This window comes from Paraburkholderia caballeronis (genome assembly GCF_900104845.1).
In the GTDB taxonomy this organism is placed as follows: domain Bacteria; phylum Pseudomonadota; class Gammaproteobacteria; order Burkholderiales; family Burkholderiaceae; genus Paraburkholderia; species Paraburkholderia caballeronis.
Genome location: NZ_FNSR01000002.1, coordinates 45,885 through 70,679, shown reverse-complemented (window position 1 = coordinate 70,679; position 24,795 = coordinate 45,885). Strand labels below are relative to the sequence as shown.

Annotated in this window: 21 protein-coding genes; 16 read left to right on the top strand and 5 right to left on the bottom strand. The window is 67.1% G+C overall.

All coding sequences use genetic code 11. The annotated features are described in order from the left end of the window. From BLV92_RS16865 to BLV92_RS16855, 3 genes are all read left to right on the top strand, one after another. Entirely contained in the window at positions 1 to 792 is a 792-nt protein-coding gene (locus tag BLV92_RS16865; protein ID WP_090547244.1) for a molybdopterin-dependent oxidoreductase, read from the top strand. Positions 793 to 856: 64 nt separating this feature from the next. Next, the gene (locus tag BLV92_RS16860) at positions 857 to 1,471 is read left to right on the top strand and encodes a hypothetical protein (RefSeq protein WP_090551076.1); all 615 of its coding nucleotides are present in this window, start codon (positions 857 to 859) and stop codon (positions 1,469 to 1,471) included. 362 nt (positions 1,472 to 1,833) lie between these two features. After that, the gene (locus tag BLV92_RS16855) at positions 1,834 to 2,580 is read left to right on the top strand and encodes a glucose 1-dehydrogenase (RefSeq protein WP_090547242.1); all 747 of its coding nucleotides are present in this window, start codon (positions 1,834 to 1,836) and stop codon (positions 2,578 to 2,580) included. Positions 2,581 to 2,734: 154 nt separating this feature from the next. On the opposite strand, the gene BLV92_RS16850 is transcribed toward BLV92_RS16855, so the two are convergent. Both BLV92_RS16850 and BLV92_RS16845 read right to left on the bottom strand, forming a co-directional pair. Next, positions 2,735 to 3,649, bottom strand: coding sequence for a glutaminase (locus tag BLV92_RS16850; RefSeq protein ID WP_090547240.1), 915 nt, complete (start codon positions 3,647 to 3,649; stop codon positions 2,735 to 2,737). Positions 3,650 to 3,770: 121 nt separating this feature from the next. Continuing rightward, positions 3,771 to 5,363, bottom strand: coding sequence for a DHA2 family efflux MFS transporter permease subunit (locus BLV92_RS16845; protein ID WP_090547238.1), 1,593 nt, complete (start codon positions 5,361 to 5,363; stop codon positions 3,771 to 3,773). A 305-nt stretch (positions 5,364 to 5,668) separates the two neighbouring features. On the opposite strand from BLV92_RS16845, the gene BLV92_RS16840 reads away from it, so the two are divergent. From BLV92_RS16840 to BLV92_RS16825, 3 genes are all read left to right on the top strand, one after another. Continuing rightward, the gene (locus BLV92_RS16840; RefSeq protein WP_090547236.1) at positions 5,669 to 6,322 is read left to right on the top strand and encodes an alpha/beta hydrolase; all 654 of its coding nucleotides are present in this window, start codon (positions 5,669 to 5,671) and stop codon (positions 6,320 to 6,322) included. 467 nt (positions 6,323 to 6,789) lie between these two features. After that, complete coding sequence (gene mreB, locus BLV92_RS16830) at positions 6,790 to 7,836, top strand: rod shape-determining protein (protein WP_090547233.1); 1,047 nt, start codon at positions 6,790 to 6,792, stop codon at positions 7,834 to 7,836. A gap of 516 nt (positions 7,837 to 8,352) precedes the next feature. Continuing rightward, entirely contained in the window at positions 8,353 to 9,138 is a 786-nt protein-coding gene (locus BLV92_RS16825) for an alpha/beta fold hydrolase (protein WP_090551074.1), read from the top strand. Between the two features lie 92 nt (positions 9,139 to 9,230). Here BLV92_RS16825 and BLV92_RS16820 read toward each other — a convergent pair whose 3' ends face one another. Then, entirely contained in the window at positions 9,231 to 9,635 is a 405-nt protein-coding gene (locus tag BLV92_RS16820) for a hypothetical protein (RefSeq protein ID WP_090547231.1), read from the bottom strand. Between the two features lie 352 nt (positions 9,636 to 9,987). Here BLV92_RS16820 and gltA point away from each other — a divergent pair, with 352 nt between their 5' ends. The 8 genes from gltA (at position 9,988) to BLV92_RS16780 (ending at position 20,655) form a co-directional block, all read left to right on the top strand. Further along, a complete protein-coding gene (gene gltA, locus BLV92_RS16815; protein WP_090547229.1) occupies positions 9,988 to 11,289 on the top strand; it encodes a citrate synthase in 1,302 nt (433 codons plus the stop codon). 170 nt (positions 11,290 to 11,459) lie between these two features. After that, positions 11,460 to 13,730 carry an amylo-alpha-1,6-glucosidase gene (locus tag BLV92_RS16810; RefSeq protein WP_090547227.1) on the top strand — a complete coding sequence of 757 codons (2,271 nt, stop codon included), beginning with the start codon at positions 11,460 to 11,462 and terminating at the stop codon, positions 13,728 to 13,730. Between the two features lie 468 nt (positions 13,731 to 14,198). Then, positions 14,199 to 15,902: a methyl-accepting chemotaxis protein gene (locus tag BLV92_RS32920; RefSeq protein WP_090547225.1), complete on the top strand. Its 1,704-nt coding sequence runs from the start codon at positions 14,199 to 14,201 to the stop codon at positions 15,900 to 15,902. A gap of 145 nt (positions 15,903 to 16,047) precedes the next feature. Then, entirely contained in the window at positions 16,048 to 16,908 is an 861-nt protein-coding gene (locus tag BLV92_RS16800) for a MurR/RpiR family transcriptional regulator (RefSeq protein ID WP_090547223.1), read from the top strand. A 209-nt stretch (positions 16,909 to 17,117) separates the two neighbouring features. Next, entirely contained in the window at positions 17,118 to 18,467 is a 1,350-nt protein-coding gene (locus BLV92_RS16795; RefSeq protein WP_090547221.1) for an aspartate aminotransferase family protein, read from the top strand. Positions 18,468 to 18,518: 51 nt separating this feature from the next. Beyond that, positions 18,519 to 19,073 (top strand): carboxymuconolactone decarboxylase family protein, encoded by a 555-nt coding sequence (locus BLV92_RS16790; protein WP_090547219.1) that lies wholly within the window; start codon positions 18,519 to 18,521, stop codon positions 19,071 to 19,073. 303 nt (positions 19,074 to 19,376) lie between these two features. Continuing rightward, entirely contained in the window at positions 19,377 to 19,802 is a 426-nt protein-coding gene (locus BLV92_RS16785; protein ID WP_090547217.1) for an OsmC family protein, read from the top strand. 562 nt (positions 19,803 to 20,364) lie between these two features. Beyond that, on the top strand, positions 20,365 to 20,655 hold the full coding sequence (locus BLV92_RS16780) for a YodC family protein (protein ID WP_090547216.1): 291 nt from the start codon (positions 20,365 to 20,367) through the stop codon (positions 20,653 to 20,655). A gap of 113 nt (positions 20,656 to 20,768) precedes the next feature. Here BLV92_RS16780 and BLV92_RS16775 read toward each other — a convergent pair whose 3' ends face one another. Beyond that, on the bottom strand, positions 20,769 to 21,401 hold the full coding sequence (locus BLV92_RS16775) for a LysE family translocator (RefSeq protein ID WP_090547214.1): 633 nt from the start codon (positions 21,399 to 21,401) through the stop codon (positions 20,769 to 20,771). Positions 21,402 to 21,575: 174 nt separating this feature from the next. Then, positions 21,576 to 21,896, bottom strand: a complete 321-nt coding sequence (locus BLV92_RS16770) for a superinfection immunity protein (protein WP_090547213.1) — start codon at positions 21,894 to 21,896, stop codon at positions 21,576 to 21,578. A gap of 191 nt (positions 21,897 to 22,087) precedes the next feature. Between BLV92_RS16770 and BLV92_RS16765 the strand changes: the two genes are divergently transcribed. Next, positions 22,088 to 23,548 carry a M20 family metallopeptidase gene (locus BLV92_RS16765; protein ID WP_090547211.1) on the top strand — a complete coding sequence of 487 codons (1,461 nt, stop codon included), beginning with the start codon at positions 22,088 to 22,090 and terminating at the stop codon, positions 23,546 to 23,548. A gap of 49 nt (positions 23,549 to 23,597) precedes the next feature. Continuing rightward, positions 23,598 to 24,713 (top strand): malate/lactate/ureidoglycolate dehydrogenase, encoded by a 1,116-nt coding sequence (locus tag BLV92_RS16760; RefSeq protein WP_090547210.1) that lies wholly within the window; start codon positions 23,598 to 23,600, stop codon positions 24,711 to 24,713. Positions 24,714 to 24,795: the final 82 nt, after the last annotated feature.

Genomic DNA, 24,795 nt, shown 5'->3' with positions numbered 1-24,795 from the left:
ATGAGCTTGCGGAAAAAGACGAACCCGCCCAATACGTTTCTTGCGTCGCACGGCGACTCGATCCTCAAGGACGCGCGCGGCGAACTGAAGAGCCCCGCGCGCCGGCTGCTCGGCAAGCGGATTCTCACGCTCGGCGGCATCGCGATGCTGTCCGGCTGCGATCTGACCAACGACAAGTCGGTGAACGCGATGCTGCGCAAGATGTCGTTCTTCAACGACGACGTGCAGGCGCTGCTGTTCGACCCGAACAAGATGGCGCCGACGTATCCGGAGTCGATGATTACGCGGCCGTTCCCGTTCAACGCGTTCTACGACATCGACGACGTGCCCGAAGTCGATCCCGCGACGTACCGGCTGCAGGTGAGCGGCCTCGCGAACGGCAAGCGCACGTGGACGCTCGACGAACTGCGCGCGCTGCCGCAGGAAAGCCAGATCACGCGTCACATCTGCATCGAGGGATGGAGCGCGATCGGCCACTGGGGCGGCGTGCGCTTCGCCGATTTTCTGCGCCGCTCGGGCGCGGATACGTCCGCGAAATACGTGTCGCTGCACTGCGCGGACAACTACTGGACGAGCATCGACATGCCGACCGCGCTGCACGCGCAGACGCTGCTCACGCTCACCTACGACGGCGACGTGCTGCCGCCGAAATACGGTTTCCCGATGAAGCTGCGCATGCCGACGAAACTCGGCTACAAGAATCCGAAGCATATCGTCGCGATCAGCGTGACGAACGAATATCCCGGTGGTTACTGGGAGAACCAGGGCTACAACTGGTTCGGCGGTTCCTGATGTGCGCCGGCCGGTTTCGGCCTGGCGCTTCGAAGTCCCACAGTCCTTTATGGAGCATCCGTTCATGTCCATCCGCCTGAAACTCGGCGTCACGTTCGCTGCGCTCGCCTTCGCCGGCGCGGCGCTCGCGCAGACGCCCGCCGCCAAGCCGGCCCGCATTCGCGGCGAAATCGTGTCGCTCGACGGCGACGTGCTGAAGGTGCATCGCCGCAGCGGCGACACGGTGTCGATCGATCTGAAGCCGAGCGTCGCGGTGTCCGCGGTCAAGGCGATCCAGCTTTCGGACATCAAGCCCGGCACGTTCATCGGCACCGCCGCGACGACCGGCACCGACGGCAAGATGACGGCGACCGAAGTCGTCGTGTTCCCGGAAGCCGCGCGCGGCACCGGCGAAGGCCATTACGCGTGGGACCTCGGCCCGAACAGCACGATGACGAACGCGAACGTCGACACGGTCGTGCAGAGCACGAACGGCCGCAACCTGACGCTGTCGTACAAGGGCGGCAGCAACGAAGTGACGGTTCCGCCGAACGTGCCGGTCGTGACGTTCGCGCCGGCCGCGCGCACCGACCTTACGCCGGGCAAGAAGGTGTTCGTGGTCGCGACGCCCGCGTCGCAAGGCCAGTACACCGCGCAGCGCGTGGTCGTCGAGAAGGACGGCGTCGCGCCGCCGATGTAAGTCTTTGCCGGCATTCGCGGGCAGGCCTGCTGGCTGTCCGCGTGTCGGGAAGCAGGGGCATCCGTCGAGCGGCGGATGCCCCTGTTTCGCGAAGTCGGGCCGCCCGGTTCCGGTCCTCTGCGCGCAGGCCCCGCGCGCATCGTCTCCCGCCCGCGTTCGCGCGATCGGCGCGTTGTTTCTTCCGCGTCCGCTTACTCCGTTTACTCCGATTGTTCGGCTGATCCTGCCAGTCAATTCGTGTCGAGCCGCTTTATCGGCGCGCGCTACCTCTCTACATTCACACAATCGCCCGGCGATCGAGTGCTTCTTAGGCATCGGCGGCCGGTTCTATCGAAGATGAGAATTCACGTAAGGGAAACATCATGAGCAAGCTGACAGGGAAGGTCGCGGTCGTCACGGGTGCATCGAAGGGCATTGGCGCCGCCATCGCGAAGGCGCTCGCCGCCGAAGGCGCGTCGGTCGTCGTCAACTATGCGAGCAGCAAGGCGGGCGCCGATGCGGTCGTCGCGGCGATCACGGCGGCCGGCGGCAAGGCGGTGTCGGTCGGCGGCGACGTGTCGAAGACCGCGGACGCGCAGGGCATCATCGACACGGCGATCGAAACGTACGGCCGTCTCGACGTGCTCGTGAACAACTCGGGCGTCTATGAGTTCGCGCCGATCGAGGCGATCACCGAAGAGCACTACCGCAAGCAGTTCGACACGAACGTGCTCGGCGTGCTGCTGACGACGCAGGCGGCGCTCAAGCATCTCGGCGAAGGCGCGAGCATCGTCAACGTCAGCTCGGTCGTGACGACGATCACGCCGCCGGCGAGCGCGGTCTACAGCGGCACGAAGGGCGCGGTGGATGCGATCACCGGCGTGCTCGCGCGCGAACTGGGTCCGAAGAAGATTCGCGTGAACGCGGTCAATCCGGGCGTGGTCGTGACGGAAGGCACGCATAGCGCGGGGATCATCGGCTCCGATCTCGAAGCGTATGCGCTGAGCCAGACGCCGCTCGGCCGCGTGGGCCAGCCGGACGACATCGCATCGGTCGTCGCGTTCCTCGCGTCGGACGACGCGAAGTGGCTGACCGGCGAGCATATCGTCGCGAGCGGCGGCATGCGCTAACGCGCGGTTGCGATGCCGGTTGCCCGATGTGGAGCGGCCGGTATGTCGTGGCACAGTGTGGGATCGGCAGGGACGTTCATCGGTTGCGATGAACGTCCCTGTTTGCATTTGGGCGCCGACGTTGCGTGTCAGTTGGAGCGTGCTTCTGCCCGCGCTAGAAAATCGACCGTCCGGTCCGCGTCGTCAGCCATTCGAGCGCCAACGTCCCGACCAGCGAATTCCCGGTCGGATCGAGTCCCGGCGACCACACGCACACGGCCATCTCGCCGGGCAGCACCGCGACGATCCCGCCGCCGACGCCGCTCTTCGCCGGCAGCCCGACGCGATACACGAAGTCGCCCGCCGCGTCGTAGGTGCCGCAGGTCAGCATCAGCGCGGACAGCCGCTTCGCCGAACTCGCGTCGACGATCCGCTCGCCGGTCGCCGGCACGACGCCGCCGTTCGCGAGAAACAGCGCGGCCCGCGCCAGCTCGACGCAGCTCATCGAGATCGCGCACTGCCGGCTGTATGCGTCGACGACGACCTCGGCCGGCATCTCCAGGTTGTCGAAGCTCGCGATGAAATGCGCCATCGCGCGGTTGCGGTCCGCGTGCATCAGTTCGGACGCCGCGACGCGCGAGTCGTAGTCGATGCCGCGCTCGCCGGTCAACCGGCGGATGAATTCGACCAGCGCGGTCTCGGCGCGCACGAAGCGGCGGCACAGCACGTCGGTGACGACGAGCGCGCCCGCGTTGATGAACGGATTGCGCGGCTTGCCGCGCTCGCTTTCCAGTTGCACCAGCGAGTTGAACGCGGTGCCGGACGGCTCGCGGCCGACGCGGTCCCACAGCACGTCGCCGAGCAACTGGAACGCGAGCGTGCACGCGAACAGCTTCGAGATGCTCTGGATCGAGAAGCGCAGATCCGCGTCGCCGGTGCGGTACACGTGTCCGTCGATGGTGACGACCGCCATCCCGAAGTGCCTCGCATCGACCTTCGCGAGTTCGGGGATGTAGTCGGCGACGCGTCCGGTGCCGAGGTACGGTTGCAGGTCGTGATGGATCGCTTCGAGGATCGGCGCGTAGGTCATGGGCAATCGCGTGACGGAGGCCGCGCGGGAGCCGCGGCCGACGTCGCGATTGTAGCGGTCCGGCGTGCGCGCGCCGCCGCCGGTCGATGCGCGCGGCCGCCCGTGGACGGCAACGCCCCCGTCAATGCGCGCCGGCCGCGCCGCCTCCGCCGCCCTTCGTCGAGCGCGTGATCCAGATGAGCGGGATGATCGCGAGGAAGATGATCGCCGACACGTAGAAGATGTCGTTCAGCCCCATCATCGCGGCCTGCGACGTCAGCATGAAGTCGAACATCGCGTGCGACGACGCCTGGCTCAGATGCAGCGTCGTCTGCAGGTTCTCGATCTGCTGGCGGAACACCGGGTTGTCGACGGACGCCTGCTCGGTGAGCCGCGCGTGATGCAGGATCGTGCGGTTGTTCCATGCGTTCGTCGCGAGCGACGTGCCGACCGCCCCGCAGAACACCCGCACGAAGTTCGACAGGCCGGCCGCGGCCGGCACGCGGTTCGGCGGCTGGCCCGCGAGGATGATCGCGGTGAGCGGCACGAAGAACAGCGCCATCGGGATGCCTTGCAGCAGCGTCGGCAGCACGAGGTGCCACGTGTCGATCTCGATCACGTAGTTCGAGCGCATGTAGAACACGATCGCGAAGCCGATGAACGCGATGGTCGCGATGATGCGCGCGTCCGAATGCGGCAGGATGCGCCCGAGCACCGGCGCGAGCAGCACCGCGAAGATGCCGAGCGGCGCGGTCACGAGGCCCGCGTCGACGGAGCGGTAGTTCAGGTACTCCTGCATCCATTGCGGCAGCAGCACGAGGTTGCCGAAGAACACGCCGTACGCGACCGAAATCGCGATCGTGCCGCCGAGGAAGTTGCGCTGGCCGAACAGGCGCAGATCGACGATCGGATTCTCCTCGGTCAGCTCCCACACGAGGAAGAACGCGAAGCTGACCAGCGCGGTGATGCCGAGCCCGACGATGACCCACGAGTTGAACCAGTCGAGGTCCTTGCCCTTGTCGAGCAGGATCTGCAGCGACGCGACCCACGTGACCAGCAGCCCGAGGCCGACGACGTCGATCGGCGGCTTGCGCGTCGCCGATTCGCGGTTGCGGTAGATCGACCACGTGACGCCGGCCGCGAACAGGCCGACCGGAATGTTGATGAAGAAGATCCACGACCAGTTGTAGCTGTCGGTGATCCAGCCGCCGAGCGCGGGGCCGGCGATCGGGCCGACGGTCGTCGTCATCGCCCAGAACGCGAGCGCGGACGCGGCCTTTTCCTTCGGCCACGAACTGAGCAGCACGGCTTGTGACAGCGGGATCAGCGGCCCGGCGACCGCGCCCTGCAACACGCGCGCGACGAGCAGGATCGGCAGGCTCGGCGCGATCCCGCACAGCCACGACGCGACCACGAACGACAGGATCGACGCGACCAGCAGCCGGATCTGGCCGAAGCGCTGCGTGAGCCAGCCGGTCAACGGGATCGACACCGCGTTCGCGGCCGCGAACACGGTGATGACCCATGTGCCTTCGTCGACCGACACGCCGAGATCGCCGGAAATCGTCGGGATTGCGACGTTCGCGATCGACGTGTCGAGCACGTTCATGAAGGTCGCGAGCGCGACCGCGATCGTCGCGAGGACCAGGCGGCCGCCTTCGAGCGGCGGGGGCGGAGCGGGGGGCTGGGATGACTGGGGCGGCCCGGGTGGCTGGGACGGCGGCGGCTGGCTCAAACGTGGCTCCGTGAAGAGGACGGCGGGACAGCGGGCGCGTCCTGGCGCCCGGCCGCCCAAGCATACCTGCAATCGACGCGGACGATAGACGCCGCGCGCGACATCCCTGGCCGGAAGAGGGAGATTGGCGGGCGAGGCGTTCGCCAGTGCTTACGAAACGCCTTCGCCTGCCATGCCGCGCGCCGACGCGCGAGCGCCGGACGAGGGCACAGCGTATGCTTGGGCGTGACGTCCGCGTCGTGAGCCGCCTTGCGGGCTGTACTGCGCGAGGCGATATCGGGAATAACGCGAAAGAGGGCTTGCCGATGAGCTGGGAACCGTTCGAACAGGGCTGGCGCCTCGCGCCGGCAGAGGGCGCCGCGCATGCGCTGGTCGTGCTGCTGCATGGGGTCGGCAGCAATGCGCGCGATCTGATGCCGCTCGCCGATGCGTGGCGCGACGCGCTGCCCGGCGTCGGGTTCGTGTCGTTCGACGGCAGCGAGCCGTTCGACGGCGGTTTCGGCGGCCGGCAGTGGTTCAGCCTGCGCGACATCGACGAGGCGAATCGCGCGGAGCGCGTGATGGTCGCGGCCGCGACGCTCGAAGTGCGGCTCGACGAGGAACTGGCGCATTGGCGGCTCGGTTACGACGCGCTGGCGCTGGTCGGCTTCTCGCAGGGGTCGATGATGTCGCTGTATCACGTCGCGACGCGGCCGGAAGGCGCGGCGGCGGTCGTCGCGTATTCGGGACGGCTCGTCGCGCCGGTGGTCGCGCGCAGCCGCACGCCGTTGACGCTGGTGCACGGCGTCGACGACGCGGTGATTCCGGTGCTGGAACTGGAGCGCGCGGCCGGCGCGTTCAGCGACGCCGGTTATGCGGTGGCCGCGTATGCGCTGCCGGGCGTCGGCCATACGATCGACGGCGAAGGCGCGGCGCTGGGGCTGGAGGCGTTGCAGCGGGTGTTCGTGCAGAAGTCGTAGCGGGCGGATGCGGCGGTCGGTGGGCGGTGCTGCGATGGCTCGCGGGTAAGGCCCGATCGGCTTCACGATGCGATGGGTGCTTGTGATCTTTCGTGACCGCCGGATACGCTGAGTTCGCCGTTCGCCGTTCGCCGTTCGCCGTTCGCCGTTCGCCGTTCGCCGTTCGCCGTTCGCCGTTCGCCGTTCGCCGTTCGCCGTTCGCCGTTCGCCGTTCGCCGTTCGCCGTTCGCCGTTCGCCGTTCGCCGTTCGCCGTTCGCCATCCCGCCATCCCGCCATCCCGCCATCTGCGGAAAATCGGCCGCCCTAAAGTTCCTCGCGCGCCTGCCGTTAACGGGTCCAATGGGCCGGAAAGGCCCGATCCGCCCGGGGCGCGGAGACTGGCGGCGCAGCCACGCCGCCGCACGCCGCGGGCTCGACGACCGCGGCAGCCCGCCGGCAAGGGCCGCCGACTACCCACCGCACCGACATGGCCCGAGCGACGTCGCACCGCACACTTCTGAAGAAGCTGGCCCGCCACGACATGGCGGTCGATCTCGGTACCGCGAACACGCTGATCTACACCGTCGACGACGGCATCGTGCTGAACCAGCCGTCGGTCGTCTGTTTTGAGCGCCATGCGACGCCCTGCGAATCGACGCTCGCGGCGGTCGGCAGCGCGGCGAAGCAACTGCTCGGCCGCACGCCCGCGAACCTCGAAACGGTGCGCCCGTTGCAGCACGGCGTGATCGCGAACGTGCCGGCCGCGCAGCAGATGATCCGCTCGTTCGTCGACATGGCCTGTCCGCGCCGGCTGTTCGGCCGCCGCGCGACGTTCACGATCTGCGTGCCGGCCGGGGCCACCAACGTCGAGCGCCGCGCGATCCGCGAGGCCGCGTTCGCGGCCGGCGCGGCGAGCGTGCATCTGATCGGCGAACTGCTCGCGTCGGCGGTCGGGGCCGGCGTGCCGGTCGCGTCGGCGACGGCGTCGATGGTCGTCGACATCGGCGGCGGCACGACCGAGGTCGGGATGATCGCGCACGGCAGCGTCGTGTGCGGCGGGTCGGCGCGCGTCGGCGGCGACCAGTTCGATCTCGCGATCATCAACCACGTGCGCAACGTGTATGGCGTGATGCTCGGCGAACAGACCGCCGAGCACGTGAAAAAGACCATCGGCACCGCGCTGCGCAACGCGCCGGTCGAGCGGATGCGCGCGACCGGCCGCAGCCTGGAGGACAGCCTGCCGCGCACGGTCGAATTGACGAGCCACGACGTCGCGGACGCGCTCGTCGTGCCGCTGCGCCACGTGATCGACGCGGTGCGGGCGGTGCTCGAAACGGCGCCGCCGGAACTCGTGACCGACGTCGCGGAGACCGGCATCGTGCTGACCGGCGGCGGCGCGCTGCTCGCGAATCTCGATGCGTGCCTCTCGGCCCAGTTGTGCGTGCCGGTGCGCGTCGCGGACGAGCCGATGACGTGCGCGGTGCGCGGTGCGGGAGCGGCGGCGTCGCTGCTCGACGAGTACGCGTTCGATTGACGGAGCGGTCCGCCCGGCGCGTGTTCGTTGCTTCGTTCTGAAGAAGTGGTCGCCGGTGGGGGGGGGGCTCGGTCAGCCTGCAATCGCTCGGACAGCGGTGTTTCGCGATCGGAGTTCCGTCAGCGTCGCCTGTTTGACGCGGACTCGATCATCGCGCGGCGCACGGCCGGCAAAGCGCCGTTGGCGTCGATAGCGTTGCGATCGGACCGATGGATACGTGTTCGTCCAGGCCGCATGGCGACCATCGTTGTCCAGCAACCGCGATGCTCGCAGGGTCAATCGATCGCGCGCCCACGCGCTCCGTTTTCACGGCCCTTACAGCGGCCCTGCACACGTTATTCCGCCCCGTGTGACAATACCGCCCATGCACGCGTGTCCCGTCACCGTCTCCGGTGAGCGCCGGGCCGCGCCGTCCCAACGTCTTTCAATCCGCTGTCCGTGAATTCATCCGCTCTACCTGCCGCGTCGCGTCGCGAGGACGCGTATCCCTACGTCGAATTGCCCGGCGGCGTGCCGATGCCGTATATCGAGCGCGGCGAAGGCGCACTGCTGCTGTTCGTGCACGGCTCGCTGTGCGACTACCGCTACTGGCAGCCGCAGCTTGCGGGGCTGTCGAAGCATTACCGGTGCGTGGCGGTGAGCCTCACGCATTACTGGCCGGCGGCCGACGCCGCGCACGGCCTGCCGTTCAGCTGGAGCCGTCACGCGGACGAACTCGCGTCGTTCGTCGACGGCTTCGGCGCCGGTCCCGCGCATGTGATCGGGCATTCGCGCGGCGGCGCGGTGTCGTTTCATTTCGCGCGCCGCCATCCGCAACGGGTGCGTTCGCTGACGCTCGCGGACCCCGGCGGCCCGGTGCAGACCGACGGCCATCCGGCCGCGCCGCTGACCGAATCCGCGAACGCGCTGCGCGAGCGCGCAGTGCAACTGATCGAGTCCGGCGACGTCGAGGCGGGCCTTCAACTGTTTGTCGATTCGGTGAGCCGGCCCGGTTCGTGGGCGCGCAGCACGCAGGCGTTCCAGACGATGGCGATCGCGAACGCGCACACGCTAGGCCCGCAGATCCGCGATCCGTTGCCCGCGTACACGCGCGACGACGCGGCCGCGATCAAGTGCCCGGCATTGCTGATCGACGGCGCGTTGAGTCCGCAGGTGTTTCACCGCACCGTTGCGGCGCTGGAACAGTGGCTGCCGGATGCGCGCCGCGCGACGGTGGCCGGCGCATCGCACGGAATGAACCTCGCGAAGCCGGCCGCGTTCAACGAGATCATCGATCGCTTCATTCGCGGCGTGCGGGCTTAGCGGGCAACACGACGGGCAATACGCGACGGGCAATACGCGAAGCGGCGAGGAAAAACAGCCCGCTTCGCGCCGCCCGAAAAAAATCGGGCGTTTTAGCTGCGACCGTGAGCGTGCGCGTCGAGCGAGACTTCGGCCGCTTCGCCGACGAGCCCGTTGTAATAGAGATGTACGCCGATCGCAAGCGAGTCGTTGCGGATCTCGTGGAACGCCTTCCACGCCTTGGCCGGGTCCTTGAACACGAGGTAGTGCGCTTCCTGTGCGATCAGGCTCGCCACTTCGTGCAGACCATGGCCACGCAGCACGTCGACGAGCGTGTCGAGGCTGCGATGCGTGCGTGCGTCGGTGCGCGGATACAGCATGTGCAGCACCGCGACGCGTTTCGGCGCGAGCGCGGCGGACAGCGCGACCACGATGTCCTGGTGATTCAGGGCGGCGACGGCCGGACCTTCTGCGGCGAGTTCGTCGGTGTCGAACAGCGTATCGAGTGGCAGGTTCATCTGTTGATCCTTACGTTTTCCCTGTTATTGGCGCGTGTGGAGAAAAAAGGCCCGCCGAAGGACGGCGGGCCAACCACTGCGTTATGCAGTCGGGGGGAAGTGCTGCATGCGGTGAAGTATCGCAGAGCATCGTCCTGTTTGCTGCATTGCGCAAGCAAAACATTGTTGCAGAAAGCGGCCGCTGCACCGCATGTCCATGCGGAATGTTGCATGACTTAGGAGGCATTGTTGCCCGGGGCGGCGTCAATGGACAGAGCGTCGCACCGTAGAATGCTGCCAGCGCTTCAGCGCGCCCGGCCGATGCCGGCGCCACTGCGGCATGTGCGATGTGACAGCAAACAAGGACACGTAGATGAACGATTCGACAACCCACGCCACCCTGACTTTCTCCAACAGCGCGCAGAGCGTCGAGCTGCCGGTCTACAAAGGCACGCTGGGACCGGACGTGATCGACATCCGCAAGCTGTACGGCCAGACCGGCATGTTCACGTATGACCCGGGTTTCATGTCGACGGCGTCGTGCAACTCGGCGATCACGTATATCGACGGCGACAAGGGCGAACTGCTGTATCGCGGTTACCCGATCGACAACCTCGCGCAGAACGCCGACTTCCTCGAAACCTGCCATCTGCTGCTGAAAGGCGAACTGCCGACGCAGGCGCAGAAGGACGAGTTCGAAAAGACCGTCAAGAATCACACGATGGTCCACGAGCAGATGCAGTTCTTCTTCCGCGGCTTCCGGCGCGACGCGCATCCGATGGCGATTCTGGTCGCGGCGGTCGGCGCGTTGTCCGCGTTTTATCACGACTCGCTCGACATCTCGAACCCGACGCATCGCGAAGTGTCCGCGATCCGGATGATCGCGAAGCTGCCGACGCTCGTCGCGATGGCGTACAAGTACAGCGTCGGCCAGCCGTTCGTGTATCCGCGCAACGACCTGTCGTACAGCGCGAACTTCATGCAGATGATGTTCTCGACGCCGTCCGGGGACTACCAGGTGAACGACGTGCTGGTGCGCGCGCTCGACCGCATCCTGATCCTGCATGCGGACCACGAGCAGAACGCGTCGACGTCGACCGTGCGTCTCGCCGGTTCGTCGGGCGCGAACCCGTTCGCGTGCATCGCGGCCGGCATCGCGTGTCTGTGGGGTCCGGCGCACGGCGGCGCGAACGAAGCCGCGCTGAACATGCTCGAAGAGATCGGCTCGGTCGATCACATTCCCGAATTCATCGCGAAGGTGAAGGACAAGAACTCGGGCGTGAAGCTGATGGGCTTCGGCCATCGCGTGTACAAGAACTACGATCCGCGCGCGAAGCTGATGCGCGAAACGTGCCACGAAGTGCTCGAAGAACTGGGCCTGCACGACGATCCGCTGTTCAAGCTCGCGATGGCGCTCGAAAAGATCGCGCTCGAAGACGACTATTTCGTGTCGCGCAAGCTGTATCCGAACGTCGATTTTTACTCGGGCATCGTGCAGCGCGCGCTCGGCATCCCGACGTCGATGTTCACCTGCATCTTCGCGATGGCGCGCACCGTGGGCTGGATCGCGCAATGGAACGAGATGATCGCCGACCCCGAACAGAAGATCGGCCGCCCGCGCCAGCTGTTCATCGGCCATACGCCGCGCGAAGCGAAGCCGATTTCGCAACGCTGATCCGCGCGTTCCTCACGCGCCGCTGAAACGAACGGGCGCCGGCACTCTCGCAGTGCCGGCGCCCGCTGCGTTTTCGGCGGCTAGAACCCGCATTGCTCGCGGGGCGACCTCGTAGACAACGCGCGAAGCCTCTACAATCGTCCGGAAGCGAACCGCACAGGAGCAACGCAATGCAGGATCCTGAAGCACTCGGTGGCGTCACGCATTCAGGCGGCGTCGATCATCCGGACCACGCGGCGGACGACGCGTTCATCGCGCCCGAAACGCCCGACGTCGCGAGCGCGGCACAGCACGTGCTCAAGTCCGGCGACACGTTCATCGTCAACGACTCCCTCGGCGACATCACCGGCCTCGACGACGGCCTGTTCGTCAACGACACGCGCGTGCTGTCGTCGCTGCGTCTCACGTTCGGCGGCCGCGTGCCGTCGCTGCTCTCGGGCAGCGTCAGCAGCGACAACACCGCGTTCACCGCGCATCTGACCAACCGCCCGCTGCCGCCGCTCGGCGGCACCAGCACGCCGGAAGGCGCGATCCACGTGCAGCGTTCGCGCGTGCTGTCCGGCACGATGATGACCGAGGCGATCGAGCTGACCAACTATGGCACGACCGATGCGGTCGTGCCGCTGTCGATCTCGTTCGCGAGCGACTTCCGCGACATGTTCGAGGTGCGCGGCCTGAAGCGCGTCCGGCAGGGCACGATCGAGCCGCCGCGTTTCGACGACGGCGACGTGTGCCTCGACTACGTCGGGCTCGACCGCGTGGCGCGGCGCGTGCGGATCTCGTTTTCGCCCGCGCCGCTGAAGCTGCTCGCGGACCGCGCCGACTATTCGGTCGAACTGCCCGCGCAGGCGTGCGTGCCGGTGTACCTGACCGTCATCGTCGCCGTCGAGCCGCTGGCCGGCGCCGCGCCCGACACGCCGAGCGCGGGCATCGTCCAGCCGCAGCATTGCCTCGCCGCGGAGAACGGGCGGCGCGTCGGCCGCGCGGCCGTGCGGGCGGCGCTCGTCGACGCGCACATCGTGATGCGCGAGCGCCGCCGCTCGACCGCGCGCATCCGGTCGAGCAATCCGCTCTTCAACTCGTGGATCGGCCGCTCGCTCGCGGACCTCGGGCTCCTGACCAGCGACCTGCCGACCGGCCCGTATCCGTATGCGGGGATTCCGTGGTTCTCGACGCCGTTCGGCCGCGACGCGATCATCACGTCGCTGCAGACGCTGTGGATCGCGCCGTCGCTCGCGCGCGGCGTGCTGCGTTTTCTCGCCGAGCATCAGGCGCGCGAGACTTCCGCGTTCCGCGACGCCGAAGTCGGCAAGATCATGCACGAGATGCGCAAGAGCGAGATGGCGGCGACCGGCGAAGTGCCGTTCGCGCTGTACTACGGCGGCGTCGACACGACGCCGCTGTTCGTCGTGCTCGCGGGCGCGTATGCGGCGCGCACCGGCGACCACGCGCTGATCGACGAACTGTGGCCCGCGCTCGAACGCGCGGCCGGCTGGGTCGCGGCGGTCTGCGACCGCAACCCGAACGGGCTGCTCGATTACCAGCGCGAATCCGAGGGCGGTCTTGCGAACCAGGGCTGGAAGGACAGCCACGATTCGGTGTTCCATGCGGACGGCCGGTTCCCGGACGGGCCGATCGCGCTCGTCGAGGTGCAGGCGTATGCGAGCGCCGCGTTCGACACGATGGCGCAACTCGCGACGCGGCGCGGTCTCGGCGACGCGGCCGCGCGTTACGCGGCGCACGCGGCGAAGCTGCGCGACAGCGTCGAGCGGCTGTACTGGATGCCCGAATCGCGGTTCTACGGGATCGCGCTCGACGGCCACGGCGAGTTGTGCCGCGTGCTCGCGTCGAACGCCGGGCATCTGCTCGCGTTCGGGCTGCCCGAATACGAACGCGGCCGCGAGGTCGCGACCGCGCTCCAATCCGCGCTGTTCCATACTGGCTGGGGCGTGCGCACGCTCGCAGCCGGCCAGGCGCGCTTCAATCCGATGGCGTATCACAACGGCTCGATCTGGCCGCACGACAACGCGCTGTGCGCGCGCGGCCTCGCGCGCTACGGCCACAAGGATGCGGCCGTGCGGTTGTTGCAGGCGCTGTTCGAGGCGGCGGTCAACTTCGACATGCGGCTGCCGGAGCTGTTCTGCGGCTTCCAGCGCCGCCGCGGCGAGCGGCCGACTGCGTATCCGGTTGCGTGCCTGCCGCAGGCATGGGCGGCCGGGTCGCCGTTCATGATGCTCGAAGCGTGCCTCGGCGTGACGATCGACGCGGAGCAGCGCGAAGTGCGCGTCGCGCAGCCGATGCTGCCGGAAGGCATCGACTGGCTCGAAATCGGCGATCTGCGGGTCGGCAACGCGGCGGTGACGCTGACGTTCCGGCGTGTGGACGGGAAGGTCGTCGCATCGGCGGATCGCAGCGACGTGAGGGTCGTCGCGTTGCTGTAAGCGATTGTCGGGAAATGGTTTTCCGGTTTAATGCGGGCATTCGATTAAATCGCAGAGCTGATTTTTCCGGCCGTGGCGCGGGATGTCGAGATAATCCGGGTGAGCGCAATGGCTCATTCCGGATAGGGAACGCAGGTGACAAGGAAATGACATCCGTGAATGGATGCTGGTCGGGAAAATCGTTTCTTGAATCGCCTGCAACCTGTTGATAATAAATATAATTTTTTAATATTTAGCGTTTCCTTTTAAAGCCGGCCATTCAAGCCAATTGGCGCATCCATTCGCGGGATATCTCGCGAGTGGGTTCGCGCATGCCTGCGTCAATCTGCCATATCCTAGAATAACGACTGGCTGCCGTTAGCGGTATCACAAGAGTCATGCAAAAAAGACTCGATTTTCTTGAATATAAAGTTGATTTAACAATTTAGTTGCTAAAACCGGGGGTTAGTCGTGCAGTTTATAAAAAGCATGAAAATATCGACCCAGCTGCTCGCTGGATTTTCCGCGGTGCTCGTTCTGCTGGTCGGTCTGGGAGCGTTCGCCGCCTTTGAAGTCAGCAGTGAAAACGAGCACGTCGCGCGGTTGCGCGACGACTGGCTGCCGGCGGTGCGCACCGCCGAGGGCGTGGCCGTCGCGCTGGGCAACGTGCGGCTCGGCCAGTACCGGACGGCGGGCAGCCAGAGTCCGGCCGAATTCGACGACGCGAAGACCACGATGGACGGCATCCTCGCCGCGTGGAAACAGGCGCTGGATGCGTACGCCGCCCATGCGAAGGAGCCGCAAGCCCAGGCCGCGTGGGACGAGATCCAGCAGAAACTGCCGCAATACATGGCCTATACGCAGCAGGTGCTCGATCTCGCGAAGGCCGGGGAAAAGAACGACGCGCACAACCTGCTGACCGGTCCCGCGTATGCGATGTACGGCGAGATCAACACGCGGATCCAGACGATCGTCGCGATCAACGAGGCGGGCGCCGCGCGCGAGGGCAAGGCCGCGGCCGACGCGTATTCGCGCGCGATGCTGCTGATCGTGCTGTTCATCGTCGCCGCGGTGATCGCCGGCGCGGCGATCGCGGCGGTCATCGCCCGGGCGCTGACGACGCAACTCGGCGGCGAGCCGCGCGACGCGGTCGCCGTCGCGGGCGCGATCGCCGCCGGCAATCTGCGCGCGCCGGTGCCGGTCAAGCCGGGCGACACGTCGAGCCTGATGTATTCGCTGTCCGCCATGAAGTCGCATCTCGGCGACATCGTGCGAGGCATCAAGACGTCGAGCGAGACGATCTCCGTCGCCGCGTCGGAGATCGCGCAGGGCAACACCGATCTGTCGTCGCGGACCGAGGAGCAGGCCGCGTCGCTCGAACAGACCGCGTCGAGCATGGAGGAACTGACCGGCACCGTCCAGCGCAACACCGACAACGCGAAGCAGGCCGCGCTGATGGCGACCGACGCGTCCGGCATCGCCGCGCGCGGCGGCGAAGTCGTGAGCCACGTGGTCGATACGATGAACGGCATCTCGGAGAGTTCGTCGAAGGTGGCCGAGATCATCGTGGTGATCGAGAGCATCGCGTTCCAGACCAACATCCTCGCGTTGAACGCGGCCGTCGAGGCCGCGCGGGCCGGTGAGCAGGGGCGCGGTTTCGCGGTCGTCGCGAGCGAGGTGCGCAGCCTTGCGCAACGGTCCGCGACGGCGGCGAAAGAGATCAAGGACCTGATTGGCGAGTCCGTCGATCGCGTTGACGTCGGCACGCGGCTGGTGGCCGAGGCGGGCGGCACGATCGGCGAGATCGTGTTGTCGGTCAGGAAGGTCACCGATCTCGTGCAGGAGATCGCGGCCGCGTCCGGGCAGCAGAGCATCGGCATCAACCAGGTCAATCAGGCGGTGTCGCAGATGGACCAGGTGACCCAGCAGAACGCGGCGCTGGTCGAGCAGGCGGCGGCCGCCGCGCAGTCGATGAGTCAGCAGGCGCAGGCGCTGCGGGAGGCGGTGGCGGTGTTCAGCGTCGACGAGCGGGATGGGCGGCGGGGAGTGGGCGGTAGTGAACCGGGGGCTTTTAAGGGAGTGGCTGCGCCCGCGAGAAAGCCTCGGCCGGTGGTTGCGCCGGCGCCGCGAGTGCCGAAGCCGGTGCGCGTTCAGGCTGCGGTTAGTGAATCGGCGGATTGGCAAACGTTTTAACGCGGACGCGTTTGTTTGCCGGGCGAGCAGGCGTTGGATCCCGTTCGAGATTCGCTGGCGAGCGGGCGAGTCAAGCCGGACCCGCCGCCGCCGTCCTGCAATATGGCGGTGATAACATTTGTTGTCACTGCCTAAAACCATCCGCATGCCCGACACCTTCGACCAGCTTGCCGCGCTGATCCGCGCGCGTTTCTCCGACCTGAGCCCGCAGTTTCAGACCGGCGCCGCGTTCCTGCTCGACCATCCGGACGAGGTCGCGGTGTCGTCGATGCGCAAGGTCGCCGAGCGCGCGCAGGTGCAGCCCGCGTCGCTGGTCCGTCTCGCGCAGCAACTGGGTTTTCCCGGCTGGAACGAACTGCGCGACCTGTTCGTCGCGCGCGTGCGCACCCGCCCCGAGCCGATGACGAGCCGCGCGCGCTCGATGGTCGCCGGCAACGCCAAAGACAGCCTCGCGCGCGACCTGCTCGCCGCGCAGCAGCAGAACCTCGGTGCGACCACGTCGGAAAACGCGCGCGCGATGACCGAGGCCGCGCGCGTGCTGCGCAAGGCGCGCCACGTGTACGTCGCCGGGTTCCGGTCGTGTTATGCGATCGCGTTCGGCCTCGCGTATGAATATCGACTGTTCCGTCCGTCCGTGTCGCTGCTCGGCGGCGAGGGCGGCACGCTCGAAATCGAACTGCTCGGTATCGAGCGCGACAGCGCAACAATTGTTGTCAGCTTCGCGCCGTACTCGGTCGAGGCGGTGCGCGTCGCCGAAGCGGCGCTCGAAAAGGGCAGCCGCATCGTCGCGATCACCGATAGCGCAGTGTCGCCGATCGCGCTGAACGCCGACAAGGTGTTGATCTTCTCGCATGACAGCCCGTCGTTTTTTCCGTCGCTCGTCGCCGCGACCGCCCTCACCGAGTCGCTGGTCGCGCATCTGCTCGCGCTCGAAGGGGCCGACGCGGTCGATCAGCTCGCGCAGACCGAACGGCTGCTGAACGCGAAGGGCGCTTACGTGCGTTGAACGAAGCGTCGAATCGCTTCGCGCACATCCTTCCTCTCGTCAAGCGGATGAGGCCTGTAGCGGCCCGCAAGCCGCGTTGCACCACGCCTGTTTCCGATTGTTGTCCGTTTTATGTAAATTGACAACATATGTTGTTGAGGCGTATAAACCGGGAACGCGGTCGAATCGACCGACCTTGCCGATAACGCGTCGGCGTCATAGAGGAAACCATGTCCACCGTATTTCACCGGATGCCGAAGCAGGCGCTGCCCGTCGCGGTCGCGGGCGACGGCATCGAGATTATCGATTCCGCTGGCAAGCGTTACATCGATGCGAGCGGCGGCGCGGCCGTGTCGTGTCTCGGGCACAGCAACGCGCGCGTGATCGAGGCGATCGCGCGCCAGGCGCGGCAACTGCCGTATGCGCACACGTCGTTCTTCACGACCGACGCCGCCGAGCAGCTCGCCGACCATCTGACCGCCGCCGCGCCGGACGGCCTCGATCACGTGTATTTCGTGTCCGGCGGCTCGGAGGCGATCGAGGCCGCGCTGAAGCTCGCGCGCCAGTACTTCGTCGAGAAGGGCGAGCTTCGGCGCCGCCATTTCATCGCGCGCCGCCAGAGTTATCACGGCAACACGCTCGGCGCGCTCGCGATCGGCGGCAACGCATGGCGTCGCGAGCCGTTTCTGCCGATCCTGATCGAATCGCATCACGTGAGCCCGTGTTACGCGTATCGCGGGCGGCTCGACGGCGAAACCGACGAGCAATACGCACAGCGTCTCGCGGACGAACTCGAACAGAAGATCCTCGAACTCGGCGCGGACACGGTGGCGGCGTTCGTCGCGGAGACGGTGGTTGGCGCGACGGCCGGCGCGGTGCCGCCGGTGCGCGACTATTTCCGCAAGATCCGCGCGGTGTGCGACCGCTACGGCGTGCTGCTGATCCTCGACGAGATCATGTCCGGCATGGGCCGCACGGGTTTTCTGTACGCGTGCGACGAGGACGGCGTGGCGCCCGACCTGCTGACGATCGCGAAGGGCCTCGGCGCGGGTTATCAGCCGATTGGCGCGACGCTGGTCAGCCGGCGGATCTACGACGCGATCACCGGCGGCAGCGGGCACTTTCAGCACGGCCATACGTACATCGGCCACGCGACCGCTTGCGCGGCCGCGCTCGAAGTGCAGCGCGTGATCGCGGAGGAAAAGCTGCTCGACAACGTGCTCGCGCGCGGCGAGCAACTGCGTGCGCGTCTGCGCGAGCGGTACGGCGAGCATCCGCATGTCGGCGACGTGCGCGGCCGCGGGCTGTTCGTCGGCGTCGAACTGGTTCGCGACCGCGCTACCAGAACGCCGTTCGACCCGGCGCTGAAGCTGCACGCGGCGATCAGGCGCGAGGCGTTCGCGCGCGGGCTGATGGTGTATCCGATGGGCGGCACGGTCGATGGCAAAAACGGCGATCATGTGCTGCTCGCGCCGCCGTTCATCTGCACCGCGCGCGACATCGACACCATCGTCGAGCGGCTCGCCGACGCGATCGACGGCGCGTTGGCCGCGACCGGCGCGTCGCGCGCGACGGCTTGAACGATCCGACTCCGACCGACTCCGACCGACGACCCCAACCCGACCACGACGATGACCAACCGACTTCCCCCTTTCGACGCCGCGCACGCAACGCCCGAGCAGAAGGCTGTGCTCGACGAGATCCTGTCCGGCCCGCGCGGCAATCTGAATGGTCCGTTCCTCGGCTGGATTCACAGCCCGGACCTCGCGCAGCACGCGCAACGGCTCGGCGCGTTCTGCCGCTATCGGACCGGCCTGCCGCTGCGGCTGTCCGAACTGGCGATTCTCGTGACGGCCGCGCGCTGGCACGCGCAGGCCGAGTGGAGCATCCACTATCCGATCGCGCGCGAGGCGGGTGTGCCGGAGGCGCTGGCCGAGGCGATCCGCACCGGCCGCGAACCGTCGTTCGATGATGCGGACGATGCGCTGATCTACGCGTTCGCGACCGGGCTTTACGATACGAAACGCGTATCCGACGCGACGTATGCGCGGGCGGTCGATCGTTTCGGTCTGGAAACGACGGTGAACCTGGTCGGCCTGCTCGGTTATTACGCGCTCGTCGCGATGACGCTGAACGTGTTCGGGATGCGCGCGGACGATCAAACGTCGCTGCCGTTTCCCGAATGAACAACCGCTGACGGTCCCGCCGCGCGGCAGGACCCCAAACGAAACATCGAACCCCCGCCCAGGCGGGGGTTTTCGCATTCGCGCCCGGCGGGCGGCTCGCGGTTCGATATCGCGCGCTGCGGCATCGAGCGTCCGCCCGCAGCGCACGGCGAGGTCGTCTATGATGAAAGCCGGTCAACGCCCGCACGCGCGTCGCAGGGCGGCCTCGACCGGTGCCGACGCCGCGCCACGCGGGCGTGACCTTTGCGGGCGGCATCGCGCGAGTTCAGGGGCCGATGGGCGGCGCATCAATCGGAGAGTGCGATGAAGCGAAAGGCATCGGCAGTCTGGCAAGGCGGTTTGCAGGACGGCAAGGGTTCGATTTCGACCGATAGCGGCGTGCTGAAGGACACGCAGTATTCGTTTTCGACCCGCTTCGAAAACGGCATCGGCACCAACCCCGAGGAACTGATCGCGGCCGCGCATGCGGGCTGCTTCTCGATGGCGCTGTCGGCGGAACTGGGCAAGGCGGGCATCAAGCCGGAGCGGATCGCCACGACCGCGACGGTCACGCTCGACAAGGCCGACGGCGGCTTTGCGATCACCGCGGTTCATCTCGACGTCGCGGTGAAGATTCCGGGCGGCGACAAGGCCGCGTTCGACACGGCGACCGCGAGCGCGAAGGCCGGTTGCCCGGTATCGAAGGTGCTGAACGCGACGATCACGCTCGACGCGAAACTCGAAACCTGACGAATCCGGTGCGCCGCGCGCAATGCGCGGCGCATGCCGCCGCGGCCGTGCCGGCATTTTCGACGGTATTGCGCCGCGGCGAAAACGGTTTTACCGGTCGATATTTCATTTTTGATTAAACGTTGCGGGAAATAAAACAAACGGCCGACCGTTACCAGAAAACGTTTCCACGCTGGGTGATATTGACGCACTGCGGTGTTGAACCGGTAAATGTTAGCGGTAAAAATGCAGTGGGTATTTAAGGAAATCAACTGAAGAAAGCGGCGCGCCGCGCCGCCGCCGAAAGGCCCGTGTGGGCGGCCTGTCGGCTTGTCCGGCAGGTTTTACGCGAGCCGCCGGCACACATCAGTAATTTATGCGGAAAAAGACACCGGTGTGACGCGGGGTTCTCCGTATAAATACTTATCCCGCCGGCATAATCAAAAAACCGCTTGCGGCGAATAATTCGTCTTGATAATCTTTCCGGACTCATTAAACGGCCGCTGGCCGTATTCCCGTTGTTGTTATTTTCTCGGCCCGGTTGGGCCTTCTTCTCTGCGTGTCCTTTTATCCGGGGAACTCCATGCTTGAAACGACCATCGACGCTGCCGAAAAACAGCACGCCGCCGAGGCCGGACCTGGCGACGTCGTTACCCTCAAATCCGGCGGTCCGCGCATGACGGTGATGCACGCGGGGCCGGTCGGCTTCGCGGCCGGCCACTGGCTGATCTGTCAGTGGTTCGACGAACACGGCGAACTGCGCCAGGACATGTTCGCGCAGGACATGGTGCAGATCGAACCGCGCTCGATCCCGTTGGGTTCGGTGCGCGCGCGCCACTCGTCCGCGGTGTTCGCGCCGTCCGAACGCGCATAACCCGCGCATCCGCACTATCGGACGATCAGCAGGGCAAAAAAATGCGCGGCCCAGGCGGCCGCGCATTGCTTTTCCCGGGGCCGCAACATGCGAACCCGCGAATCGCGTGCCGCCTAACGGCGGCCTTCGGCGGCGATCCGGATCGCGAGGCCGGCGAGCACCGTTCCCATCAGCCAGCGTTGCAGCACGAGCCACGTGGGGCGTTCCGCGAGAAACGCCGCGATCGAGCCGGCAGTTATCGCGACCGTCGCGTTGACGGTGATGCTGAGGGCGATCTGGACGCTGCCGAGCGTGAGCGACTGCACGAGCACGCTGCCGTGCTGCGGATCGATGAACTGCGGCAGCAGCGACAGATAGAGGATCGCGATCTTCGGATTCAGCAGGTTCGTCACGAAGCCCATCGCGAACAGCTTGCGCGGGCTGTCCGGCGGCAGCGCGCGCACCTCGAACGGCGAACGGCCGCCGGGCTTCAATGCCTGCCACGCGAGCCACAGCAGATAGACGACGCCGGCGAACCGCAGCGCGTCGTACGCATACGGCACCGCGAGCAGCAGCGCGGTGATGCCGAACGCCGCGCACAGCATATAGAACACGAAACCGAGCGCGACGCCGCCGAGCGAGATCAGCCCCGCCGTGCGGCCCTGGCAGATCGAGCGCGACAACAGATAGATCATGTTGGGGCCGGGCGTCAACGCCATGCCGAGGGAAACGGCGGCGAACGCGAGCAGCGGGGCGGTATGCGGCATGACAGAGGCTCCGGGAATCGGAATGCGGACGGGGGCAGCGGAACGGCTGGCGGCCGGTCGGCGCGCGGTCGCGCGTCGTTCCGGCGTAGCGATATTTCATGCGAAACAGCGGCCGCGCGAGCGACGTATGAGCGACGCAGGGCGACGTATAAGCGGCGCGGGCCGCGCTCGCGCTCAACGGGATGGCCGTTCGCGGTCGGCCAGTCGCGCGGCGCGCGCCTGCACGCGATCCGACAGCCGCCGCGAAAACCCGCGCATCCCGGCATAACGCTGCTTTTCGTTCAACTGCACCGCGAGGTCTTGCGGCGGATTGCGCTGGAACGCCCAGAACAGCGCGAGCAGCCAGCCGAGCACGGTCCAGCCGAGCACCGCGTTGAACAGCGCGATCGTCAGCAGGTCCGTGCGACGGCGGCGGTCCGCGATCAGCGCGGGCAGGAAGTAGAGCGCCAGTGCGGCGGCCAGCGCCGCGGCGAGGACGACGGGATGGCTTTGCATGAAGGTCCTCCAGGCGGTGCGCCGGCAGTATCGTCGCGCCGGCGCGCATCATCTTGAGGAAAACATTGTCGCGCGGATCGGCCGCGGGCGCGGTAATCGTGGGCGCGGTAATGACCGGACAACCGTGTGGCTATGTCGGCGGCCGCTGAATCGGGACTATCATCGTGGTTTTTATCGCGGGGACCCCGACCATGATTTCCGATCCGACGCAGGAAACCCGGCAACTCGATCACGATGCGCTGCGCGCCTTCGTCGAACGCAAGTGGAACGACGAGATCGTGCCGGCGCTGACCGACTACATCGCGGTGCCCGCGAAGAGTCCCGCGTTCGATCCGCAATGGGCGCAGCACGGTTATCTGGAGCGCGTCGTGCGCGACGCCGCGCAGTGGGTCGAGCAGCAGCCGGTGCGCGGGCTGAAGCTGGAGATCGTGCGTCTCCAAGGCCGCACGCCGGTGATCTTCTTCGACGCGCCCGCGACGCGTTCCGGCAGCGACGAAACGGTCGTGCTGTACGGCCACCTCGACAAGCAGCCGGAATTCGCCGGCTGGCGCAACGACCTCGGCCCGTGGACGCCGAAGCTCGAAGACGGCCGGCTCTACGGCCGCGGCGGCGCGGACGACGGTTATGCGATCTACGCGAGCGTGACCGCGCTCGCGGCGCTCGACGCGCAGGGCATCGAGCGGCCGCGCTGCGTCGGGCTGATCGAGACGTGCGAGGAGTCGGGCAGCTACGACCTGCTGCCGTACGTCGACGCGCTGCGCGACCGGCTCGGCAACGTCGGCCTCGTCGTGTGCCTCGACTCGGGCGCGGGCAACTACGACCAGTTGTGGCTGACCACGTCGCTGCGCGGGCTCGTGTCCGGCGATCTCGAAGTCGAGGTGCTCGAAGAAGGGATTCACTCGGGTTCGTATGGCGGGATCGCGCCGTCGAGTTTCCGCGTGATGCGGCAACTGTTCGAGCGGCTCGAAGACGCGTCGAGCGGCAACCTGCTGCCGAAGGGCTTCCATTGCCCGATTCCGTCGCAGCGTTTGCGCGAGGCCGAGGCGACCGCGCAGATTCTCGGTGACAGCGTATGGAAGAGCATGCCGTGGGCGTGCGGCCAGGAGGGCCGTCCGGTGCTGCCGACGACGACCGATCCGCAGCAGGCGCTGCTGAATTCGACGTGGCGGCCGTCGCTGTCGGTGACCGGCGCGGCCGGTCTGCCCGCGCTCGAAAACGCGGGCAACGTGCTGCGGCCGCGCACCGCGTTCAAGCTGTCGCTGCGGCTGCCGCCGCTCGTCGATGCGGCAAAGGCCGTCGCGGACCTGAAGGCGCTGCTCGAAGTCGATCCGCCGTACAACGCGAAGGTCACGTTCAAGCCCGATGCCGGCGCGGCGAACGGCTGGAGCGCGCCGGAGCTTGCGCCGTGGCTGTTCGATGCGCTGAACCACGCGTCGCGCACGCATTACGGCGCGGACTGCGCGTATCTCGGCCAGGGCGGCACGATTCCGTTGATGAACGTGTTGCAGGCGGGTTTTCCGAAATCGCAGTTCATGGTATGCGGCGTGCTCGGGCCGAAGTCGAACGCGCACGGGCCGAACGAATTCCTGCACGTGCCGTATGCGAGGAAACTCACGGCGACCGTCGCGGAGGTGATCGCGTCGGCGCCGTGAGTCGGATCGCATCCATCGTCCTTGTTGTTTTGCGAGGAGCCGAAGCCGCATGAACGATCACCGCAGCGTCCATCCCGCGTTGTTGCGTTTTCCGCCCGAGCGCCTTCGCGCGTATGTGCGGGCCATCTGGGAACACGCGGGCAGCACGCCGCGCGAGGCCGAACTGGTCGCCGACCATCTGGTCGCGTCGAATCTCGCGGGCCACGATTCGCACGGTGTCGGGATGATTCCGCGTTATGCGGCTTCGGCACGCGCGAACCAGCTGCAACTGAACCGGCATGCGCAGGTGGTCCGCGACGTCGGCGCGGTGCTGACGATCGACGGCGGCCTGGGCTTCGGCCAGGTGATCGCGTATGAGGCGATGGAACTCGGCATCGAGCGCGCGAAGAAACTCGGCGTCTGTGCGGTCGGCTTGCGCAACGCGCATCACATCGGGCGCATCGGGCATTGGGCGGAGCAGTGCGCGCGCGCCGGTTTCGTGTCGTTCCATTTCGTGAACGTCGCGGGCGACCCGCTCGTCGCGCCGTTCGGCGGCACGGACCGGCGCATCGGCACGAATCCGTTCTGCGCGGCGTTCCCGCGCGACGGCGCGCCGCCGTTGCTGCTCGACTTCGCGACGAGCGCAGTCGCGTACGGCAAGACGCGCGTCGCGTACAACCAGCGCAAGCCGGTGCCGGAAGGCGCGCTGATCGATCACGCCGGCAAGCCGACCGTCGACCCGGCGGTGATGCAGATGCCGCCGTTCGGCTCGCTGCTGCCGGCCGGCGGCGCGGCGAGCGGCCACAAGGGTTATGGCCTCGCGGTGATCTGCGAACTGTTCGGCGGCGCGTTGAACGGCGGCTACACCACGCACGCGGACACGCTGCAGAAGACGCCGGCGATCGTCAACGGGATGCTGTCGGTGATCGTCGATCCGCGCGCGTTCGATGCGATGGGCGCGCAGCAGGAAGCGGATGCGTTCGTGGAATGGGTGAAGGCGTCGCCGGTCGCGGACGGCGTCGCGCAGGTGCAGATGCCGGGCGAGCCGGAGCGCCGCAACCGCGTCGAGCGCGAGACGAACGGCGTGCCGGTCGATGCGGAAACCTGGCGGCAGATTCGCGATGCCGCGTGCGAACTGGGCATGTCGGCCGATGAAGCGGCGCGGTGGGCTGAAGGTACGGGTTAGCGGCGGAGGCGGCTGGATGAACCGCTGCGCTTCTGCCTGCTGATTCTGCCGGCTGATTTTCCATGCGGCGCCTTGCGGACGC

Bases quoted from the DNA above. Each gene is read 5' to 3' on its own strand.
- BLV92_RS16865 (WP_090547244.1), top strand. From the start codon at position 1: ATGAGCTTGCGGAAAAAGACGAACCCGCCCAATACGTTTCTTGCGTCG.
- BLV92_RS16860 (WP_090551076.1), top strand. From the start codon at position 857: ATGTCCATCCGCCTGAAACTCGGCGTCACGTTCGCTGCGCTCGCCTTC.
- BLV92_RS16855 (WP_090547242.1), top strand. From the start codon at position 1,834: ATGAGCAAGCTGACAGGGAAGGTCGCGGTCGTCACGGGTGCATCGAAG.
- BLV92_RS16850 (WP_090547240.1), bottom strand. From the start codon at position 3,649: ATGACCTACGCGCCGATCCTCGAAGCGATCCATCACGACCTGCAACCG.
- BLV92_RS16840 (WP_090547236.1), top strand. From the start codon at position 5,669: ATGAGCTGGGAACCGTTCGAACAGGGCTGGCGCCTCGCGCCGGCAGAG.
- mreB (WP_090547233.1), top strand. From the start codon at position 6,790: ATGGCCCGAGCGACGTCGCACCGCACACTTCTGAAGAAGCTGGCCCGC.
- BLV92_RS16825 (WP_090551074.1), top strand. From the start codon at position 8,353: ATGCCGTATATCGAGCGCGGCGAAGGCGCACTGCTGCTGTTCGTGCAC.
- BLV92_RS16820 (WP_090547231.1), bottom strand. From the start codon at position 9,635: ATGAACCTGCCACTCGATACGCTGTTCGACACCGACGAACTCGCCGCA.
- gltA (WP_090547229.1), top strand. From the start codon at position 9,988: ATGAACGATTCGACAACCCACGCCACCCTGACTTTCTCCAACAGCGCG.
- BLV92_RS16810 (WP_090547227.1), top strand. From the start codon at position 11,460: ATGCAGGATCCTGAAGCACTCGGTGGCGTCACGCATTCAGGCGGCGTC.
- BLV92_RS32920 (WP_090547225.1), top strand. From the start codon at position 14,199: ATGAAAATATCGACCCAGCTGCTCGCTGGATTTTCCGCGGTGCTCGTT.
- BLV92_RS16800 (WP_090547223.1), top strand. From the start codon at position 16,048: ATGCCCGACACCTTCGACCAGCTTGCCGCGCTGATCCGCGCGCGTTTC.
- BLV92_RS16795 (WP_090547221.1), top strand. From the start codon at position 17,118: ATGTCCACCGTATTTCACCGGATGCCGAAGCAGGCGCTGCCCGTCGCG.
- BLV92_RS16790 (WP_090547219.1), top strand. From the start codon at position 18,519: ATGACCAACCGACTTCCCCCTTTCGACGCCGCGCACGCAACGCCCGAG.
- BLV92_RS16785 (WP_090547217.1), top strand. From the start codon at position 19,377: ATGAAGCGAAAGGCATCGGCAGTCTGGCAAGGCGGTTTGCAGGACGGC.
- BLV92_RS16780 (WP_090547216.1), top strand. From the start codon at position 20,365: ATGCTTGAAACGACCATCGACGCTGCCGAAAAACAGCACGCCGCCGAG.
- BLV92_RS16775 (WP_090547214.1), bottom strand. From the start codon at position 21,401: ATGCCGCATACCGCCCCGCTGCTCGCGTTCGCCGCCGTTTCCCTCGGC.
- BLV92_RS16770 (WP_090547213.1), bottom strand. From the start codon at position 21,896: ATGCAAAGCCATCCCGTCGTCCTCGCCGCGGCGCTGGCCGCCGCACTG.
- BLV92_RS16765 (WP_090547211.1), top strand. From the start codon at position 22,088: ATGATTTCCGATCCGACGCAGGAAACCCGGCAACTCGATCACGATGCG.
- BLV92_RS16760 (WP_090547210.1), top strand. From the start codon at position 23,598: ATGAACGATCACCGCAGCGTCCATCCCGCGTTGTTGCGTTTTCCGCCC.